Origin of the sequence: Brevibacillus sp. 1238 (assembly GCF_029892995.1) — a bacterium.
Taxonomy (GTDB): Bacteria; Bacillota; Bacilli; order Brevibacillales; family Brevibacillaceae; genus Brevibacillus; species Brevibacillus parabrevis.
In genome coordinates this window covers 243634-262544 of sequence record NZ_JARXWC010000002.1, presented here as the reverse complement: position 1 = coordinate 262544, position 18911 = coordinate 243634, and the positions used below count along the sequence as shown (strand labels likewise).

The 18911-nt window shown below is 53.8% G+C and carries 26 protein-coding genes; 3 read left to right on the top strand and 23 right to left on the bottom strand.

Annotated features, from left to right (window positions below):
- Positions 1 to 54: 54 nt before the first annotated feature.
- The 21 genes from M2298_RS05095 to M2298_RS04995 form a co-directional block, all read right to left on the bottom strand.
- Positions 55 to 948, bottom strand: a complete 894-nt coding sequence (locus tag M2298_RS05095) for a polyprenyl synthetase family protein (RefSeq protein WP_173599155.1) — start codon at positions 946 to 948, stop codon at positions 55 to 57.
- Between the two features lie 7 nt (positions 949 to 955).
- A complete protein-coding gene (gene xseB, locus M2298_RS05090; protein ID WP_005827293.1) occupies positions 956 to 1207 on the bottom strand; it encodes an exodeoxyribonuclease VII small subunit in 252 nt (83 codons plus the stop codon).
- Positions 1176 to 2555, bottom strand: a complete 1380-nt coding sequence (gene xseA / locus M2298_RS05085) for an exodeoxyribonuclease VII large subunit (RefSeq protein WP_122965845.1) — start codon at positions 2553 to 2555, stop codon at positions 1176 to 1178. The genes xseB and xseA overlap by 32 nt, the downstream gene beginning before the upstream one ends.
- A 103-nt stretch (positions 2556 to 2658) precedes the next feature.
- The gene (gene folD / locus M2298_RS05080; RefSeq protein ID WP_122965844.1) at positions 2659 to 3513 is read right to left on the bottom strand and encodes a bifunctional methylenetetrahydrofolate dehydrogenase/methenyltetrahydrofolate cyclohydrolase FolD; all 855 of its coding nucleotides are present in this window, start codon (positions 3511 to 3513) and stop codon (positions 2659 to 2661) included.
- 88 nt (positions 3514 to 3601) lie between these two features.
- Positions 3602 to 4564, bottom strand: a complete 963-nt coding sequence (locus M2298_RS05075) for a tRNA (adenosine(37)-N6)-threonylcarbamoyltransferase complex transferase subunit TsaD (protein ID WP_173595767.1) — start codon at positions 4562 to 4564, stop codon at positions 3602 to 3604.
- 18 nt (positions 4565 to 4582) lie between these two features.
- Positions 4583 to 4987: a transcription antitermination factor NusB gene (gene nusB / locus M2298_RS05070; protein WP_122965842.1), complete on the bottom strand. Its 405-nt coding sequence runs from the start codon at positions 4985 to 4987 to the stop codon at positions 4583 to 4585.
- 51 nt (positions 4988 to 5038) lie between these two features.
- Complete coding sequence (locus tag M2298_RS05065) at positions 5039 to 5251, bottom strand: DUF2273 domain-containing protein (protein WP_122965841.1); 213 nt, start codon at positions 5249 to 5251, stop codon at positions 5039 to 5041.
- Positions 5252 to 5263: 12 nt separating this feature from the next.
- A complete protein-coding gene (amaP, locus tag M2298_RS05060) occupies positions 5264 to 5827 on the bottom strand; it encodes an alkaline shock response membrane anchor protein AmaP (RefSeq protein ID WP_173595766.1) in 564 nt (187 codons plus the stop codon).
- Positions 5828 to 5970: 143 nt separating this feature from the next.
- Complete coding sequence (locus M2298_RS05055) at positions 5971 to 6387, bottom strand: Asp23/Gls24 family envelope stress response protein (RefSeq protein ID WP_122965839.1); 417 nt, start codon at positions 6385 to 6387, stop codon at positions 5971 to 5973.
- A 70-nt stretch (positions 6388 to 6457) separates the two neighbouring features.
- A complete protein-coding gene (accC, locus tag M2298_RS05050) occupies positions 6458 to 7813 on the bottom strand; it encodes an acetyl-CoA carboxylase biotin carboxylase subunit (protein ID WP_122965838.1) in 1356 nt (451 codons plus the stop codon).
- Positions 7814 to 7829: 16 nt separating this feature from the next.
- Positions 7830 to 8339: an acetyl-CoA carboxylase biotin carboxyl carrier protein gene (gene accB, locus M2298_RS05045; RefSeq protein ID WP_122965837.1), complete on the bottom strand. Its 510-nt coding sequence runs from the start codon at positions 8337 to 8339 to the stop codon at positions 7830 to 7832.
- Between the two features lie 213 nt (positions 8340 to 8552).
- Positions 8553 to 9227, bottom strand: a complete 675-nt coding sequence (locus M2298_RS05040; RefSeq protein WP_122965836.1) for a SpoIIIAH-like family protein — start codon at positions 9225 to 9227, stop codon at positions 8553 to 8555.
- A gap of 13 nt (positions 9228 to 9240) precedes the next feature.
- Positions 9241 to 9879, bottom strand: coding sequence for a stage III sporulation protein AG (spoIIIAG, locus tag M2298_RS05035; RefSeq protein ID WP_173595765.1), 639 nt, complete (start codon positions 9877 to 9879; stop codon positions 9241 to 9243).
- A gap of 31 nt (positions 9880 to 9910) precedes the next feature.
- A complete protein-coding gene (spoIIIAF, locus tag M2298_RS05030; protein WP_173595764.1) occupies positions 9911 to 10588 on the bottom strand; it encodes a stage III sporulation protein AF in 678 nt (225 codons plus the stop codon).
- A gap of 8 nt (positions 10589 to 10596) precedes the next feature.
- On the bottom strand, positions 10597 to 11790 hold the full coding sequence (gene spoIIIAE, locus M2298_RS05025; RefSeq protein ID WP_122965833.1) for a stage III sporulation protein AE: 1194 nt from the start codon (positions 11788 to 11790) through the stop codon (positions 10597 to 10599).
- 16 nt (positions 11791 to 11806) lie between these two features.
- A complete protein-coding gene (gene spoIIIAD, locus M2298_RS05020) occupies positions 11807 to 12196 on the bottom strand; it encodes a stage III sporulation protein AD (RefSeq protein ID WP_063226823.1) in 390 nt (129 codons plus the stop codon).
- Positions 12197 to 12210: 14 nt separating this feature from the next.
- Positions 12211 to 12414, bottom strand: a complete 204-nt coding sequence (gene spoIIIAC / locus M2298_RS05015) for a stage III sporulation protein AC (protein ID WP_005827263.1) — start codon at positions 12412 to 12414, stop codon at positions 12211 to 12213.
- Positions 12415 to 12430: 16 nt separating this feature from the next.
- Complete coding sequence (gene spoIIIAB, locus M2298_RS05010) at positions 12431 to 12949, bottom strand: stage III sporulation protein SpoIIIAB (RefSeq protein WP_280648291.1); 519 nt, start codon at positions 12947 to 12949, stop codon at positions 12431 to 12433.
- The gene (spoIIIAA, locus tag M2298_RS05005; RefSeq protein WP_122965831.1) at positions 12937 to 13899 is read right to left on the bottom strand and encodes a stage III sporulation protein AA; all 963 of its coding nucleotides are present in this window, start codon (positions 13897 to 13899) and stop codon (positions 12937 to 12939) included. The genes spoIIIAB and spoIIIAA overlap by 13 nt, the downstream gene beginning before the upstream one ends.
- 163 nt (positions 13900 to 14062) lie before the next feature.
- Positions 14063 to 14548: a CD1247 N-terminal domain-containing protein gene (locus tag M2298_RS05000; protein WP_122965830.1), complete on the bottom strand. Its 486-nt coding sequence runs from the start codon at positions 14546 to 14548 to the stop codon at positions 14063 to 14065.
- Positions 14549 to 14623: 75 nt separating this feature from the next.
- On the bottom strand, positions 14624 to 14887 hold the full coding sequence (locus tag M2298_RS04995; RefSeq protein ID WP_122965829.1) for a YqhV family protein: 264 nt from the start codon (positions 14885 to 14887) through the stop codon (positions 14624 to 14626).
- A gap of 149 nt (positions 14888 to 15036) precedes the next feature.
- Between M2298_RS04995 and comA the strand changes: the two genes are divergently transcribed.
- The 3 genes from comA to M2298_RS04980 are packed head-to-tail and all read left to right on the top strand — an operon-like array spanning position 15037 to position 17075.
- Positions 15037 to 15858 carry a phosphosulfolactate synthase gene (gene comA / locus M2298_RS04990; RefSeq protein ID WP_122965828.1) on the top strand — a complete coding sequence of 274 codons (822 nt, stop codon included), beginning with the start codon at positions 15037 to 15039 and terminating at the stop codon, positions 15856 to 15858.
- Entirely contained in the window at positions 15849 to 16565 is a 717-nt protein-coding gene (locus tag M2298_RS04985) for a 2-phosphosulfolactate phosphatase (protein WP_122965827.1), read from the top strand. The genes comA and M2298_RS04985 overlap by 10 nt, the downstream gene beginning before the upstream one ends.
- A 39-nt stretch (positions 16566 to 16604) precedes the next feature.
- Positions 16605 to 17075, top strand: coding sequence for a DUF441 domain-containing protein (locus M2298_RS04980; RefSeq protein ID WP_063227107.1), 471 nt, complete (start codon positions 16605 to 16607; stop codon positions 17073 to 17075).
- 149 nt (positions 17076 to 17224) lie between these two features.
- Here the strand turns inward: M2298_RS04980 and efp are convergent, their stop codons facing one another.
- A complete protein-coding gene (efp, locus tag M2298_RS04975) occupies positions 17225 to 17782 on the bottom strand; it encodes an elongation factor P (RefSeq protein WP_122965826.1) in 558 nt (185 codons plus the stop codon).
- A 42-nt stretch (positions 17783 to 17824) separates the two neighbouring features.
- A complete protein-coding gene (locus M2298_RS04970) occupies positions 17825 to 18895 on the bottom strand; it encodes a M24 family metallopeptidase (RefSeq protein WP_122965825.1) in 1071 nt (356 codons plus the stop codon).
- Between the last annotated feature and the right edge of the window lie 16 nt (positions 18896 to 18911).

Sequence of the window (18911 nt, the reverse complement as noted above, 5' to 3'; positions counted from 1 at the left end):
ATAGAAAAAAGCTGGCACCCCACGTGGATGCCAGCTTTTTGCCTATCATTTCATTTACTTGTTGCGGTTTTGAACGTAATCTGCCAAAGGGCTCAATGCGGAATGCTCGATGCCTGCAATGGCGAGAGCCGCTTTTGCCTCCGCGATCAAAGCAGACAGCCTTTCTTTGGACTCAGCAAGTCCCAACAGCGAAGGATAGGTCGATTTGTTCCGGTCCGCGTCGCTGCCAACCGCTTTTCCCAGCTTTGCCGCGTCCCCTTCCACGTTGAGGATGTCATCCTGAATTTGAAAAGCCAGTCCGATGCAGACGCCGTAGCGGGTCAAAGCATCCATCTGCGCTTCGCTCGCTTCCGCCAAATAGCCTCCGCCCCTGAGCGCTGCCACGAGCAGATCGCCTGTCTTGTGGCGATGGATGAACTCCAACTGCTTCAGATCGAGCTGCTTGCTCTCTCCTTCGATGTCGGCCATCTGCCCGCCCACCATGCCTGTCGCGCCTGCGCGCTTGCCCAGCTCGGCAATCAGTTTGACAATCGTCGCAGATGTCACATCTGTCCGCTCCTGATAGGCTTCCGCTACGTGAGAAAAGGCGCGCGTCAAGAGGGCATCGCCCGCCAAAATCGCGGTCGCCTCTCCGTACACTTTGTGGTTGGTCGGCTTTCCACGGCGCAGGTCATCGTCATCCATCGCTGGCAGATCATCGTGGATCAGCGAGTATGTATGAATCATCTCCAGGGCAACGGCAAAAGGAACGCCGCGCTCCATCGGTTTGTCCAGCGCTTCCAGCACAGCGAGAACGAGCATCGGACGAAGCCTTTTGCCGCCTGCCATGAGTGAATACTTCATGGATTCGTACAAATGGGTCGGGACGCCTTCCTGCTCCAGGGCAGGCGTGAGATGTTGTTCAATGTAGGCTGTTTTTTCCGCCAAATACGATTGGAATGTATCCACGATGTCGTTATTCCCCTTCCACACGAAAAGCCTTCTGCTTCAGTTGGCCGTCTTCTTCTACCAGCTGAATGATTTTGGCTTCAATCGCATCCAGCTTCTGTCCGCAAATACGCGAGAGAGTGACGCCCTCTTGATACAGCGTAATTGCTTCCTCCAGCGGGATGTCTCCTTCTTCCAGCTTCCCGACGACTTCTTCCAGCCGCTTCATCGCTTCTTCGAACTGCATGTCAGTCTCTTGGTCCGTTTTCTTGCGAGCCATTGCGCTTCTCCTCCCGATTCAACTGTTCCACCCGTGCCGTAGCACTGCCATCACTTAATCGTACCACGATCTGATCGCCAGGGGCAAATTGTTCCACGGACTTCACCAGCTGATCATTCGTGTACACCAGCGAAAAGCCGCGCTTCATAACCGCCAGCGGACTGAGCGCCTCCAGAGTGGCTACCCTTGAAGCAAAAGCCATCCGGTTCTGGTTCAGCCGCGCCAGCATTTTTTCATCCAGACGCGCGCGAATCGACGCAACCGCTTTCCTTCTCTCCCCGACCTGATCCGACAGCCGATATTTTTTGATCTGTTCGGAAAGCCGCGTGTAGCGCTCCCGCCTTCTTTCCATCAAATGCTTCATCGCCTGGCGCATTCGCATATACGTCCGATCGAGCCGCTCTGCCGCTTCCTCCAGCCTGCGCTGCGGCTGCCGCATCGCGTACGAACCGCTCAACCGATCCAGCCGCGTACGCTCTTCTGCGAGCTGATTGCGCACCGCCCTGTGCATCCGGATTTCAAGCTGGCGAACGCGCTCCACCCACTCCAAATAATGCGGGACAGCAAGCTCTGCCGCTGCGGTTGGCGTCGCCGCCCGCACGTCTGCCACAAAATCCGCGATCGTCACATCCGTCTCATGTCCGACTGCGGAAATGACCGGAATCGGCGACCCGGCGATCGCCCGCGCCACGTTTTCATCGTTGAAAGCCCACAATTCTTCAATCGAGCCTCCACCTCTGCCGACGATCAAGACGTCGATGTCAGGGTGCTGATTAATAATCCGAATCGCCGAAACGATCGATGCCGGGGCATCTTTCCCTTGCACGACGGCAGGCGACAGGACAATCTCCGCCTGCGGATACCGTCTGCGGATGGTGGTGCAAATATCGCGAATCGCCGCTCCTGTCGGGGATGTCACGACCCCGACCCTTTTCGGGAAGCGAGGCAGTGTCCGCTTGCGCTCAGCAGCAAACAAGCCTTCTTTGGTCAGCTTTTCTTTCAACTGCTCAAAAGCGAGATACAAGGAGCCAAGACCGTCCGGCTGCATTTCTTTTGCATAGAGCTGATACGCTCCGTCCCGTTCAAAAGCGGAGATGGAGCCGCGCACGATCGCCTTCGTTCCATCCTTGGGCAAAAAGCGCAAGAAGCGGTTATAGCTGGCAAACATCACGACCTTGATCCGCGATGTGTTGTCCTTCAAGGTAAAGTACATGTGCCCGCTTGCGTGATGCGTGAAGTTGGAGATTTCTCCCCTCACCCAGACGTCTTGCAAGTTCGTCTCTTTTTCCAGGACGAGCTTGATGTAGCGGTTCAGATCACTGACAGACAAAATGTTTGATGCAGCCATGTGCCCCTCCTCTGTTCAAGCCCTGGTCTGATTGACTTTTCGTATACGCATGCAAAAAGAAATGGATAAAGCGCAGGCCCTATCCATTCCCTCAGTCGTTCCTCTAAAGTTGCGCTTGCTTTCTCGCTGCCACAACCGTGTTTTTCAACAGCATGGTGATGGTCATTGGGCCAACACCGCCAGGTACCGGAGTCAAAAAGCTTGCGATCTCTTGCACTTCGTCAAATTTGACGTCCCCGACGAGCTTCCCGGAATCGATCCGGTTTACCCCTACGTCGATGACAACTGCGCCCGGCTTTACATGCTCTTTTCCGATCATATGCGCCCGGCCTGTCGCTACCACGAGGATGTCCGCTTTCGTCGTGAACTCCTCCAGGTTTTGCGTGCGGGAATGGCACATGGTCACAGTTGCGTTTTCCTGTTGCAGCAAAAGCGATACCGGCTTGCCGACGATGTTGCTTCGGCCGATGACGACGGCGTGCTTGCCGGAAATCTCCGTGCCTGTCCGCTTGATCAGCTCGATGACGCCATGCGGAGTGCAAGGCAGCAATGTTTCGTTGCCGAGCACCATGTTGCCCACGTTGATCGGATGGAAACCGTCGACATCTTTTTCCGGATGAATCGCAGCGATGACCGCTTTCTCCGAAATATGGGCTGGCAGAGGAAGTTGAACCAAAATCCCATGAACGTTCGGATTTTCGTTCAAATCCCGAATAATGCCCAGCAGCTCTTCTTCTGTCGTCGAAGCTTCCTTGAGAATCAGCTCGGAACGGATGCCGACTTCCTCGCAGCCTTTCGATTTTCCGCGTACATACGAATGCGATGCGGGATCATCACCCACAAGCACAACAGTCAGTCCAGGGACAAGTCCTTGTTTTTTCAGTTCCGCCACTTCAACCGCGAGTTCTTCGCGAATGCTTTTTGCTACTTCTTTTCCTTGGAGAATGGTTGCAGTCATGGAGAAAAAGCCTCCTTCTTAAACGTCGATACCATTAGTGTACCGATTTCGTTTGCAACTGTAAAGCCGAATCATAAAAAGTTTATCATTATTTAATGTTCGTCTTTTGCTTCATCCACCCAAGCATTGCCACTCCGTAGGCGTTATCGCCGGAGTAAACAGGGTCGCAAAAATACAGCTTGGCTTTTACCGCCGGATGCTGCAAACGTTTGATCAGGCGCTCGCGCATGTACTGATTGGCAGCTACCCCGCCCACAATCAGTATGTCCCTTGGATGCCCCAGCTCAACAGCGTGCCGCAATGTTTTTTCCAGCGTGTTGGCGATACACTGCTCGGTTGCCCGCGCAATATCCGCATGGCTCGTCTCGCCGCGCTCAATGGCGCGCAGCAAGGACGCTTCCGGCCCGGAGAAGCTGAAGGTCAAACCGTCCACAGCAGAGGAAATGCGAAATTCCCCCGTCGACTCTTTTGCCAATTGCTCCAAGTACGGCCCGGCAGGAAATGCCATCCCGAGCGCCACTCCGATCCGATCGACCAACTGCCCTGCGTGCAAATCGATCGTGCCGCCGATTTTTTCAATCGCATATCCGGCACTGTGACGCTCGCACAACAGCAACTCACTCGTTCCCCCTGACAGATGGACAGCCAAAAAGCGATCTTGTCCTGGCCGCTCATCGGCTGTGTACTCGCCCGCTGCGATATGCCCCTCCTGATGGGTGGTCAGATGCAGCGGAACACGCAGGTAGGTGGACAGCGATTTGGCCAAGCCCTCTCCCACCTTGAACACAGGCATGTACGACTGATCGACAGGCCGCGGCTTTTCACTGACGCAAATCGCTTCGATCTCATACTCGTTCCACTTCATTTGCTCGCTTAATTCCGGCAAGTTCATCACATGCTGAAAGACGGCTTCGGATTGTTGCAGCCCGCGTTTGCCTTCCTTCACTTTGAGGAGGCGTTTTGCTTCTGCAACAATTCGGCCGTCTTCCTGAGCCAAGCACAGCGATGTCCGGTAATTGCTCGTATCAATGCCCAACATTACCTTACTCATGCTTGTATCTCCTGCCTGTTATGCCTTTTGCGTTTCACGGGATTGCAAGAAGCTCGCCAATACACCGTTGATATAGCGATAGGAGGCATCGTCACTGAACAGCTTCGCGATTTCGATCGCTTCGTTCATGACTACCTTGTCAGGCGTATCCGCTTCAAACATGATCTCATAAAAAGCAAGGCGCAAAATGGCGCGGTCAACGTTGGCAATACGCTCCAGCTGCCAGCCGCGCAAATACTTTTTGATTTCTGCATCGATGTCCGCCATGTTGGTCAAAACTCCATCGAGCAAGTAGCGCAAATACTGCGCGTTTTCCTCGGATTCTTCCATGACCAGATCGATTGCTTCTTTTACTGGCACCTCGGCCATATCGATCTGAAACAAGCATTGGACTGCTTTTTCTCGTGCTGTTCTTCGCTTCATACCATTCACCTACTAATTAAAGTCAGCAGGGGAGTTTTCCCCTCGTTCTTGTTACCGAAACTTGCCAGGCAGAATCCGATCCAGTATTTCGCGCAAGTCTTCCTTATGGTCAAGCTTGCGACCGATGTAATAGCCGGTTCCGACAAACACAACAAAGACCAGTGTATCCCAAAATCCGACGAGAAGGTAGATGATGCCGAAAAAAAGTCCGGCAGAAATCCCCATTAGCTTCCCCTTGTGTTCCCACATTAACTCCCATTTCATGGACTTCACCTTCTATTCTACCCGCTTGCGAGCCGCGTAGTTTTCTTGCTGAGCCACTTCCGTCACCACAACCGCTACTTCGGAAATCACGACACCAGCAATTCCTTCGACCTGCTCTTTCACATCCGCTTGCAGCTTTTGCGTCAACTCCGGCAAAGGTGTCTCGCCATCCACAGAAACACGCAGGGTAATGATGTTCCCGCTTTCCAGCGCTTTGACTGTCGTCTTCATGTCGCGCACGCCTTTTACACGTCGGGCAGCGCGCTCCGCAATCGTTTGGATCGTCTGAATCGTAATGTTGACTTCGCCCAAATCACTGCGCTGGCGAATGCCGCGATCCACTTTTGGCTTGTTGGAACGAAACGAGCTGAAAAAGAAGCGAAGGCTCACAATGAGGAAAATAATCGCGACGATGAGATACGTAATGTTCGTACCCTCAAGCATTTGATCCACATAAGGCTCAAAATAAGCAGATGAGACCAATCCGCTGGTGGCCGCAATCGCGATGCAGGACAAAACGATCAGCGCAAAGCTGTAAATCGTCAAAATAAAGCGGTCAAACAAGTTCACATGCATCTCTCCTTTACGCCATGTTTGAAAGGAGACAAACAAGGCTCAATCAAAGGCTAACGCTTCGCCATGAGCCAAGGCTTGGCGAAACAACTGATTGGAATGAGGAAAATGCCCCCTGTGAAAAGGGGGCATCCATCCGGTGCTGCTTAGCGCACACGCTGGTAATCTTCGACTACAGGCGCCGCCGGTGCTTTTTCTTCGGCTTTCAGCTCTACATCGACGATATGTACGTTTACTTCCACAACAGAAAGTCCGGTCATTCCTTCGATTCCATTGCGCACACTATCTTGAATATTACGAGCGACGTCTGGAATGCGGTGTCCGTATTTGACAATGATGGAAACATCCACTGCCGCTTCGCGGGAGCCAACCTCCACACGAACGCCGCGAGCTATATTTTTACGGCCCAATCTTTCAGCAATCTCCCCTACGAAACCGCCGCTCATTTGCGCTACGCCTTCAACCTCGGACGCAGCCATGCCGGCGATCACTTCCAGTACCTCGGGAGCGATCTGGACTTTACCAAGCTCTGTTCTATCTAAATCCGGAGTAAACTCTTCCATGCTTCGCACCTCCCTTTAGATTTGTAATTCATTATACCAAGCGCACCGTTTTTTTACAAATCAGCCCTGTTTATTCTTCGTCCAGGTTCAATTCGTAGGTTTCCAGGAACTTGGTGTCAAAATGACCGCTTACGAACACTTCATGCTCCAGCACTTTTTGATGGAACGGGATCGTCGTGGTGATGCCATCGATGACAAATTCGCCGAGCGCACGCTTCATGCGTTCGATTGCCTCGTTGCGATCCTTGCCCCAAACGATCAGCTTGGCGATCATGGAATCGTAGTACGGCGGGATGGAATAGCCTGCGTACGCAGCACTGTCCACACGCACACCGAAGCCGCCTGGTGGCAAGTACTCGGTGATGCGTCCAGGTGACGGCATGAAGTTTTTCGCAGGATTCTCTGCGTTGATCCGGCATTCGATCGCCCAGCCGTCAAGCTTGATGTCTTCCTGGCTGAAAGACAGCGGTTGGCCAGCTGCGACCGTCAGCTGTTCCTTGATCAGATCATAGCCGGTAACCAGCTCTGTGACAGGATGCTCTACCTGAATACGCGTGTTCATTTCCATGAAGTAAAATTGTCCGTGCTTGTCCAGCAAAAACTCGACTGTACCCGCTCCGTGGTAAGCTACCGCCTTGGCAGCAGCAACGGCTGCCTCGCCCATTTGCTTGCGTGTTTCTTCGCTCAAGGCAGGCGATGGAGCTTCCTCGATCAGCTTTTGGTGGCGGCGTTGGATGGAGCAGTCGCGCTCGCCCAGATAAACCGCGTTGCCATGCTTGTCGGCCATGATCTGGATTTCCACGTGACGCGGGCCTTCCACGAATTTTTCCAGGTAGACGCCCGGGTTGCCGAAAGCGGTTTTCGCTTCGTTTTGCGCCTGACGGATCGCCTTTTCCAAATCTTCGTCGTCGACTGCCACGCGCATGCCGCGTCCGCCGCCGCCCGCAGTAGCCTTGACCATTACCGGATAGCCGATCTCATTCGCTGTCACGACGGCGCTTTCCACATCTTCGATCAGCCCTTCTGTTCCCGGAACAGTCGGCACTCCAGCTGCTTTCATCGTATCTTTTGCGGTGGACTTGTCCCCCATTTTTACGATGGCTTCCGGATCCGGACCGATAAACGTGATGTTGCATGCCGTGCAAATCTCCGCAAAGTCGGCGTTCTCAGCCAAAAATCCATAGCCTGGATGGATGGCGTCTGCCCCTACCTTGGTCGCGACACTCATGATGTTTGCTATGTTCAGGTAGCTTTCCTTGGATGCTTTTGGACCAATACAGTAAGCTTCGTCGGCCATTTTCACATGAAGCGCTTCACGATCCGCTTCGGAGTAGACAGCGACCGTACGAATGCCCAGCTCGCGGCATGCCCGGATGATCCGTACAGCAATCTCCCCGCGATTGGCAATCAATACTTTTTGAAACATTTCGCTCTCCCCCACCTTATTCTGGCTTCACCAAAAACAGCGCTTGACCGTACTCAACGAGCTGGCCGTCTTCCACCAGCACTTTGACGATCTCGCCGCTTACTTCTGCTTCGATTTCGTTGAACAGCTTCATCGCTTCCACGATGCAGACCACTTTGCTCGCATTCACTTTGTCGCCCGCTTGGACGTAAGGAGGCTTGCCTGGTTCCGGAGCGCTGTAGAACGTTCCAACCATCGGGGAAACGATCTTGTGCAGGTTCGCATCGTCAAGAGCCGGAGCGCTTGCAGCTGCCTTAGGCGCTTCCACGGCAACAGGAGCTGCTTGTACAGCTGCTGGGGCTGCCGCTTGCACTGGCGCAGCAGGAGCCGCTACCTGGGCTTGTACGACAGGCTGAGTCACTACTACTGTCTCTGTACCACTGGATTTTCGCAGGGTCACTTTTGCCCCTTCTGTCTCCAGCTTAAATTCATTAATGGAAGATTGATCAATCAGCTTAATAATTTCTCGGATTTCATGAATTTTCATGACGAAAAAGCACTCCTTCGTTTGTTTCAATAGAGGATCGGGGAGTCCCATATGTATCCTTTTTGGCAAACCATAAATCCATGGTAGCCTGTTGCCCATATCACGTCAAGAAAGGATTTCCCCGCTTCCTGCCAAGAAGAAGCGAGAAAATCCTTACCATCATGCCCACTTACGGCACCCGTTATAACGCGAAGGTCAGCTTGCCTTCGCCATTCAGGACGTCTGGAACTGGACCTGGATGTTCGTTGCCGGGAGATTCAATTGCTGCTTGACTTGCGCAATAATTTCCACCACTTCGTTTGCGCTCAGTTTGTCTTTTTGCACGATGACAGTCGCTTTGTCGTTCTGGACGAGGACGACCGCGTCCTTGTAGCCGCTCGCTTTGAGCATCTCTTCGACGTTCATCGTGGCCGTCTCCAGCGTGGACAGCTCATCGTACTTGGCTTTCGCTTCGGCTACCGCCTGGGGCGTTGCTTCGGAATTGTTCATGATCGCCAGCTGCTCGTCTTTTTGCTGCGCGGTTTGCGCTTCCCGGTTCAGCTTGAAGCCCTGGAACACTTCGCTTGCTGTATCCGCTACGGGGAGCACGGCATTGCCGGAAGTTTGCTTCGCTTCTTCAGGCGCCGGTGTTTGTGCGGTCGGAGTGGCCGGAGCCGTCGTTGTTTCCTGCTTGCCGTTTTTAGCGTCAACGGCGGCAGCGCCAGGAGCTTGCTCGACTTGCTTGGTTTCTACTTCCACGCCGGAGATTTGCTCCTGCTTCTGGACGGCCTGCTCTTGTCCGGAGGTCGGAACCTGTTCCTGCGGCCCCTTCACCAGGTAGTACCCGGAGAGTACAACCATGACAGCCAGCATTGTCAACAACCACACTGTTTGCTTGCGCAGAATCATTTGTCATTACCTCCTACCCTTTTTTGGGCAAAATGGATATTTTGTAAGCGGGAACATCCAAAACTTTTTGGACAGCTTCGGTGATCCATGCTTTCACCTGGATGTTGTCGGCCCCTTTGGCCACTACGAGCACTCCCCGGACGCGCGGCTTCAACGTCTTGACGACGACGGGCTGGTCTTGCTTGCCGCCTTGGACGATCACGACCTGTGCATCGCGCGATTGGTCACTCTGATTCCGGGTTGCCTTTTCCTTGTCCATCTCCTGGTTCACGGAAGAGCGGACATTGGTGTTTTTTTCCACGACAATCTCTGGCGTCGATTCCAGATTGACCATGACTTCGACCTCTCCCACGCCGACTACATTCGCGAGGATTTCCCGAAGCTGGGTTTCGTAGATGTTTTCATATTCGGCGATAATGTCCGGTGCGGGTGAACCGCCCAGCGCCGGAGCTGATCCGTCGCCTGTTGGCTGCGGCGACGTCTCGCCAGGGTTGATCGAGAACCCGAGAGGCTGATCTTTTTCGACTTTCAGAAAATCTGTCAAGATCATGACAGCAATCCCGATTCCAAGTACGACGATAAAATAGTGCAATGGCTTGAGCTTTTTGTTGCTGCCGTTTCCTTCCCACAATTTTTTCAGCTTTTCCAGCATGTTGCTCACCTCGCTTGTGTCGACAGCGTGATTACTGCTTTTCGTTTTCCCGGGTCTCGTCCTTGATGATCACCTGTTCTTTGGATAGCCCCCACTGTTCTGCGAGGTCGCTGGCCATTTTGCTCGCCAGCGGGTTCGCTTCCGGGGCTGAAACAGCCACTTCTTGCTGTTCTTGCGGCGGCTCCCCGACTGTGACTTGTACCGGAGCAATCGGTGTAATCGGCTTGACCGGCTGGACTTGCTGCGGGTCGTTGCTGTTTTTGCCGCTGTCAGCTTCGCCAATCACCAACTCCATCCGGGACAAGGTCGGCTCGCCTTGCTTCTTCTGGTCGATCACAACCTCGACATCGACAACTTCCACGCCGTAATCGGCTTTGATTCTCGCCTTTACAGCAGATGCCACCTGTGCCTGCACATAAGCTGTCATCTGTTCGTTTTGTTGACCAAGCAGCTTGTCAGTCATTTTCTTCCATTCGACAGCGGCTGGCTTGTTCAAATTTTGCTGGTAGCGATCAAGTCTGAGGGCGAGATCGTCCTGCGACAGACTGAACAGGCTGAACACCGGGGAGATGATCGTCAAAAGCAAGATCAGACCCATCACCATTTTGACGTAGCGCTGCAAGGTCGTATTGGGCAGGATCAGATCGAGAAAAGCGGCCAAAAGAACGAGCAGGATGATTTTTTTGAGCCAGAGTGTTAACCATGTCATGTCATCACCTACCGGACCATCATGGAGATGTTGCCTGCCGCAATAATGATGGTAATCGCCAGAAAGAACATCAATCCCACTGTCGCAAGTGCGGCGAAGACGAACAGGAGGCTTTTGCCAATCGTGCCGAGCGCACTGATGATCGGACTGTTCCCCAGCGGTTGCAGCACAGCCGATGACAAATTGTAGATCAGGGCCAAAACCAGTATCTTGAGAGCCGGGAAAGCGCACAAGATGATGAGAATGACGACTCCAGCCAAGCCGACTGCGTTTTTGACCAGAAGCGAAGCGTTCAGAACCGTATCGGCCGCATCGGAAAACATTCGGCCGACGATCGGGATGAAGTTGCCTGTAATGTACTTCGCCGTCCGCAGCGTGACGCCGTCAGCCACAGCCGAGGTCGCCCCCTGAATGGAGATGACCGCCAGAAAAATCGTCAGGAAGGAGCCGAGCACCCCCATGGCGATGTTTCGCAGCAAGGTGGCAAGCTGGGTGACCTTGTACCGTTCGGAAAACAGGCTGACGATCGAGAGCATCGCGGACAGAAACAGGAGCGGAAAGACGACGTACGTGATCATCATGCCGCTGATGTTGATCATGAAAATGATCAGCGGATGAAACATGGTGGCCGTCGCCAGGTTCCCGACCGAGGCCAGCAAGGCAATCACGAGCGGAATCATCGCGAGCATGAAATCAGACATGCTGTTGATCGCGTCTTTGGCATATGTGATCGCGACGTGAAAGCTGTTGATGGCGAGCACCATCAGGACGAGGTAAGCGATCGAATAGGCGACGGTGGATACGGCGTTGCGCTCGAATGCGTTTTGCATCGTCTCCAAAATCATGGCAAAAACCGTGATGATAATGATCGAGCTGAGCAGCTTGCCGTTCATCAAAATTTCGTGAAAGACGAATTTGCCCATCCCTTTTAACACACTCGACAGCGTCAGTTCCTCTTGCTGCATCAAAATCTGGATGAAGCCTTGCGATTTCAAATCGGGCAAATAGCCTTTATACTCGCGCTGAAGCTGTTGCCAATATTGCTCGACACGCTCCAGCTGCAAGTGATCCACTTGCTCCTCGACAATCTGGTTGATCGGGTTGGCTGTGGTTGCTCCGGCGGCATGGACCGTGCCAGGGCCAGGCGACAGATAGATGAAAAGGATGAGCCACAACAGGATCAGTTTGCCAGTTTGCGCCACAGACACCCCTCCTCTCTCACGCCGGCAGCAAGTCGATCACTGTTTCGATAATGATTTGGATAATCGGTACCGCCATGACCAGAATCAGCACTTTTCCCGCCAGCTCGATCTTGGAGGCAATCGCCCCCTGTCCAGCGTCACGGGTCATTTGCGCCCCAAATTCGGCAATGTAGGCAATTCCGATGATTTTTAATATCGTTTCCAGAAACACCAGGTTCAGATCTGCCTGAACGGCCAGCTTTTCCAGAATGCGAATGACTTCGGCAATTTTGCCTACGAGAAAGTAAAAGATGATGACACCGCTCGCAATCGCCAACAAGAAAGCGAACATCGGCTTTTGCTCTTTGATCACCAAGGCAAGAATGGTAGCGACCAATCCGAGTCCAACGATTTGTACGATTTCCATCGAAAAGCCCCTCCTCAGTTGAACAGGAAGACGCGTTTCACCTCAGAGAACAGGTCGCCGAGGTAGTGGGACACCATGTACAGGACGATGATGAATCCGACCAGTGTCGCCCAGTGCGCAATATCTTCCTTTCCCGCCTGTTTGAGGACCGTGTGCAAGATCGCTGTGATGAACCCTACCGCTCCGATCTGGAAAACAGGTGTCAAATCAAAATCCACTGTGAACACCTCGCCTTTAGAACATCAGGATGACGACCAGAAGACCACCCAGAAAACCGAGACTTTTGTACATGCGCTCGTATTTTGCCTGCTCGGCGCGCGCTTCTTCCTCAAGCCCCCTAAGATGGGTAACTGCCAGGCGCAAATGCTTCTGCTGGTCTTCCCGGTCGGATGATCCGAGAACCTGCCCCAGACTCGCCAGCACTTCTCGCTCTTGTCTGCGCAATGCGGTTTGTGCCCAGTACTTCCCCATTGCCTGCTGCAAGGAATCTTCTGCCGATGGCGCCTTTTCGCTGACCAGAAGCTCTGCTGCGTAAAGAAACAGCCTGCCCACTTCCTCGGAAACCCGGCGACCGACTTTGGCAAAAGCGCGATGCAGCGGCGTCATGCCGTATACGATCTCGGTCTCCAGCATTTGCAGGGCGACCAAAAGCGCGCGAAGCTGCACGGGACGATAGGCGTAATACCTGCCGATCTGCCAGCCGACCATGGAGGCCGAGAACAGGATGAGCACCGCGCCAATCAGCTTGACCATGCAACCTTCTCCTTTTCCAGCGGCTTCATGCTTCGGTCGTAGATCGCCTGGATCGTGCCTACGCCTTTCGTACGGCTGAGGACGATATAGCGGGAAAACACGCCGTGCCGGACGAGGTTGCCGAGCATCGGGCGACGAGCGACTTCATTGAGATCAGCGCCATGAGCCGAGCAGATGACTGCGACTCCTGCGTGAATCGCTTCCCATACGGCATCCCCGTCCTCCGCACGCCCCACCTCGTCCACAATCAGCACATCAGGAGACATGGAGCGGATCAGCATCATCATTCCTGCTGCTTTCGGGCATGCATCCAGTACATCTGTGCGCGGGCCGACGTCTCTTTGCGGCACGCCCTCCAGGCAGCCTGCCAGCTCGGAACGCTCGTCCACGATCCCGACTTTGCGACTGGAAGACCACTCGCTGCCGTAGCTGAGGGAGCGGGCCATGTCGCGCAAAAGAGTCGTTTTCCCGCATTGCGGCGGAGAAATCACCAGTGTGCTCAGTACGTTGCCGCCTTCAAACAAGTAGGGCATCACTTTTTGCGCCGCCCCTTTTTTCTCCCGGGCGATCCGGATGTTGAAGCTGGTAATGTCCCGGATGCCTTTGACATCGCCTTTTTCCAGCACCACTTTGCCCGCGATGCCGATGCGATGACCGCCCATCACCGTAATGTAGCCTCGCTTCAGCTCCTCCTCCAGCGCGTACAAAGAATGCTGGCTTACCTGACTCAGCAGCTTGACTGCCTGATCTGCGGAAAAAATCCAGCCTTTACTCGCAGTGGAGGTAAGCTGACCTGCTTGCGTCACGTAGCTGGATTGCTGACCGAATCGTACTTCCAGCGGCTGATTTTGCCGAAGCCGTATCTCTTCCAGATGCTCTTTGACCGCGGAGGGAAGAGCAGTCAAAATCGCGCGAATGGCTTCTGGCAAAATCGCCATGATCTCTCTCACATCTGGTACCCTCCTTTTTGTGGCTGACTCTCGTTTGTCCACATTGACTTACCTCCATCCTATGCGCGGCTGGACGAGGTTTATGCTAAAAAGTAGCCGGAGATAGAAAAAGCTTGCCCCTGCGCTTTCGTGGCGCGCTGGGACAAGCTGTGAGCCTGCTCTATTACGTCGGATTGACCGGCTGATAGTCACGCTGGGCCGAAGCCGACTCGATGACGTAATGACTGTAGCCGTCGTCATCGGTACCTTCTCGCAAGTGAATCTCTTTCTGGCAGTGCGGGCAGGAAAAATCGTAGCCCGTCGCCAAGTGCGTATCGTCATCCGACTCGTACAACGCAGCATCTTCATCATCGTCGAGATCATAGTAGGTGGCGTAGTCGACATCGTCGTCATCCTCTATCGTTTCGTACAACGCCTCGTCATCCTCGAAAAGATAGAGTTCCACGTCTTCGAGGTCTTCGTCCAGCGCTTCTACATAATCCTCCGCCTCTTCCACGCGGGCGTGCAGCTCGCGAAACTGGGCGTACACCTCGTCCATGATCTCGATCATTTCAGTCATAATTTTGCCTTCTGCACTCTTTTCGCCCACATCCAGGCCATCTGCCAGCCCGCGCAAATAGGCGATTCGGTTCGCCATCGTTTCAAGCATGCCAATCCCTCCCATTCGTCTCTTGCACTAGCATTCCCAGATGAGGCGCTCATTACCAATGGAAGGAATTGGACATCACTTGCGCACTCCGATCAAAATGCAGGAGATACCGAGCAAAATCCAGGCGATTTTTGCAAAGCTGACCCGATCAGACATGCCGAGCAGGCCGATCGTCGTCGTGGTAATCAAAATCACAGGCCCTACGATTGCCAAGCCCGAATTTATGAGCAGTGCCTTTTCGACCTGATTGACCTTCAAAATGAGCAAGGCAGCCACAATCTCGATGCTGCCTGACAAGATCCGCAGCGCAGCCATCCCCATAATCGCTTTTTCCCACATACCGTCTCGTCCTCCCCTCCGTTCACTCTATGCCTGTACCCGTTCGTTTCAGCACTCGTGTGGGCAATCGCCTACTGCCTTTCTTCTTCACTCCTCCTCCACGGTGGGCATACACTGAACCATACGCCTAGAAGAAATGAGGAACTTGCATGGTAGACTGTGAGCATCCGTTTATGCCCGCGAGCTGGGCGAATCCGTTCGGGCACAAGCGAGCGAAGCCCCGCCAAAAGGGGTTGACCATGGTAATTGACAAAGGGCTGGGGCTGACCGCTTACTGCGATCTGCTGGAACTGGCTTCTCCTTATATCGATATATACAAACTCGGCTTTGGCACAACGGCCCTGTATCCGCCGAACGTGTTGCAGCAAAAGCTTTCCAGGGCAACCGCCTTGGGCTTGCACATCATGCCAGGCGGAACTTTTTTTGAGATTGCCATTCAGCAGAGCACGATCAAGGCGTACATGCAACAAATCCGTTCGCTCGGATTTTCAGCGGTTGAGATTTCAGACGGGACGTTCCCGCTATCGTTTGAGCAGCGCAGAGAAGCGATTGAACGGGCCGTGGACGCAGGGCTTGTCGTGTATACGGAGGTAGGAAAAAAGTCGGCAGGCTATCGCGCCGAGCGCAACGAGCTTTTGGAGACACTCGCCTTTGACTTGCAGGCAGGCGCCAGCCACGTCATCGTCGAAGCACGCGAAAGCGGAACGGTCGGCGTCTTTGACGGAAACGGCAAGATCGAACAGTCATTCATTCTGGATGTCGTCCGTGCCGCCAAAGCAAACGCGGAGCGGCTCGTTTGGGAAGCGCCGCAAAAAGACCAGCAAGTGTGCCTGATTCAGTCTCTCGGTGTCGATGTCAATCTCGGCAACATCGCCTGCACGGACGTCTTGTCGGTCGAGACGCTCCGCCGCGGACTTCGCGGAGACACCGCCCTGATGCTTGCGGAAGGGAGGTCTGCCCCGTGCGAATAGAGGTCGTGCCCACGGTCGAGGAAATTCGCTTTGACCAAATCAGCAATCATGTTGTGATTGTGATCGATGTTTTGCGCGCATCCAGTACGATTGTCACCGCGCTGGGCAACGGCTTTGTCTGCGTCGTTCCCGTTGAAACGATCGGGCAAGCGAACTCGCTCAGAGCCGCTGACTGCATCCTGGCTGGCGAGCGACATTGCCGCAAAATACCCGACTTTGATTGCAACAACTCCCCGACGGAAATCTCCGCGGCCAAAAATCCGGGCAAACGACTGATCCTCACGACGACGAACGGCACTCGCGCCATTCAGAAGGCGGAGCGAGCCTCCGCGCTGCTCGTCGGCTGCTTTTTGAACGCGACGGCCTGCATTCGCCACGCGCTCACGTATCATCTCGACGTGACACTTTACTGCGCAGGGACGCGTTCCGAATTTGCCCTGGAAGATGGACTCGCGGCAGGACTGATGATCGTCCAGGCGCAAAAAGCTTTGGCCCACCTGCAGATTTGCGATCTCGGCGAAGCGTTGAAAGCAAGCTATTTATACTATGCAGATAAGCTTGGCGAACAAATGCTGCAAACTACCACGGGCAAGCGCCTCGTTTCGCACCATTTTGCCGACGACTTGCGTTTTTGCGCACAGGTTGACCGCTACACGCTCGTGCCCTACGTCAAGGACAAACGCATACTCCCACACCTTGTCTCATAGAGTGAAAGGAGAACAGGGACAGGGGTTTTGATGCCAATGATGATGTCTGGAGAAGTGATGCTCGTCATCCTGATCGTCATAGGACTGATTGGCCGTTCACCGATAATCGCGACGGCGGCCAGCATTCTTTTGGTGCTGAAGCTGACGGCCTTGGAACGCTTTTTCCCCACGGTCGAACGCCGAGGTCTGGAGCTTGGCCTGCTTTTTTTGACGATATCCGTACTGGTGCCGTTTGCCAGTGAGAAAATATCGTGGAAAGACGTCACGCCGCTGTTCACTACGGTCGTGGGCCTTACAGCGCTGGCTGGCGGCGCGATTGCGACGTGGATGAACGGCAAGGGACTGGATTTGCTCCGGGCTGAGCCGCATATGATCGTCGGACTGGTGATCGGGTCGATCATTGGTATTGTGTTTTTCCGCGGCATCCCCGTCGGCCCGCTGATGGCTGCCGGGATTACTGCCTTTGTGTTAAAGCTGTGGGAGTGGTTCGGAGGGCGCTGGCCCCACTGAGCAGCAAGGCCAAAAAACAGCAGACCGCTGAAATCCCCTTTTCGCTTTCGGAAAAGCGGGATTTTTTTTGTGGCAACGCCGAGACTCATGCGCAACTAAAAAAAGCTGCACCCGGGAGGGCACAGCTTTTTCCATGACGATCTTGCAAGTTACGCGCGGGAAACGTAAGCTTCCGAACGCGTATCGATGATCAAACGCTCGCCTTCTTCTACGAAGAGAGGAACGTTTACCACGAAGCCAGTTTCCAGCGTTGCTTTTTTCGTAACGTTGGAAGCGGTATCGCCTTTAACGCCTGGCTCACATTCAGTAACAACCAGCTCAACTGTGTTTGGCAGTTGGATTCCGATTGTTTCACCGTTGTACTGCATGATTTGCACGTTCATGTTTTCCTTCAGAAAACGCAGCTCGCGCTCGATTTGTTTGCGAGTGAACGTCAATTGCTCATACGTTTCGGTGTTCATGAAAGTGTAATCGTCACCGCTCGCATACAGATACTGCATGGTGCTGGATTCGATGCGGGCAGGGTTTACTTTTTCGCCGCCGCGGAAAGTCATTTCTGTCGTGTTGCCATTGCGCAGGTTGCGCAGTTTGGAGCGTACGAAAGCCGCACCTTTTCCTGGTTTTACGTGTTGGAACTCAAGCACGGTGTAAATGTTGCCGTCCACTTCGATCGTCAAACCGGTCCGAAAGTCGTTTACAGAGATCATCGTTGTCCTCCCAAATCAATCAATAACGTAGATTAGTATAAATTACACGGGCAAAATGAGCAACTCTTTCGTAGACTTGTTGAGGTTCTCATGCCCATCCGCCGTGATCAGAACGTCGTCCTCGATTCGCACTCCGCCGAGTCCCGTCACATAAATGCCCGGTTCCATCGTGACAAGCATGCCCGGCTCCAGAACGAAGGTGCTCACGGTAGACAAGCCCGGCAGTTCGTGCACCTCGATGCCCAGACCGTGACCCGCGCTGTGTCCGTAGGCATCGCCATAACCAGCCGCTGCAATCAGGTCACGCGTAGCGGCGTCTGCTGCCTTTGCTGTCACTCCCGGTTTCAGGGCTTCCAGTCCGGCCAGTTGTGCGCGCAAGACGATATCGTAAATCTCTTTCATTTTGGCGCTAGGTTCGCCGACAGCAAGCGTGCGGGTAATGTCGGAGTTGTAGCCTTTGTACGCTGCACCGAAGTCGAGCGTAACCATTTCTCCGGCCTCGATCACTTTTTCCGAAGCTCGTCCATGCGGCAATGCTCCGCGCACGCCGGATGCAACGATCATGTCGAACGCAGACCCTGTCGCCCCTTGTTTGCGCATGAAATATTCCAATTCCAAAGCAACGTCTACTTCGCGTACGCCAGGACGGATATATCCTTGAATATGTGCAAAAGCCGCCTCCGCAATTCCCACTGCTTCACGGATGATGACCATTTCCGACTCTTCTTTGAACATGCGAATTTTTTCCAGCAGTCCGCTCGTTGGAACCAGCTCTACCCCGGCAAAGCCTTTGCTCCACTCCTGATATGTACCAAAGGAAACGCTGCTTTCAAAAGCGAGACGCTTGATGCCTTTTTCCTGTAGCAGCTTGCCAATCGCTTCGACCGCTTTTCGCTCGTTGTTGACGACAGTGAAATCAGGTGCCTGCTCCTCTGCCTGTTCGACATAGCGGAAATCCGTAACCAAAAAGGCTTCGGTTTCCGTGACGATCACCCAGCCGGTAGAGCCAGTGAAACCGCTCAGATAAAAGCGATTTTCCGATTTTTCCGTGATGAAAGCATTCGCCCCTACTTGGGAGAGCGCTTCACGCAATTTGTCCAAACGTTGTTTCATGACAACCAGTTCCCCT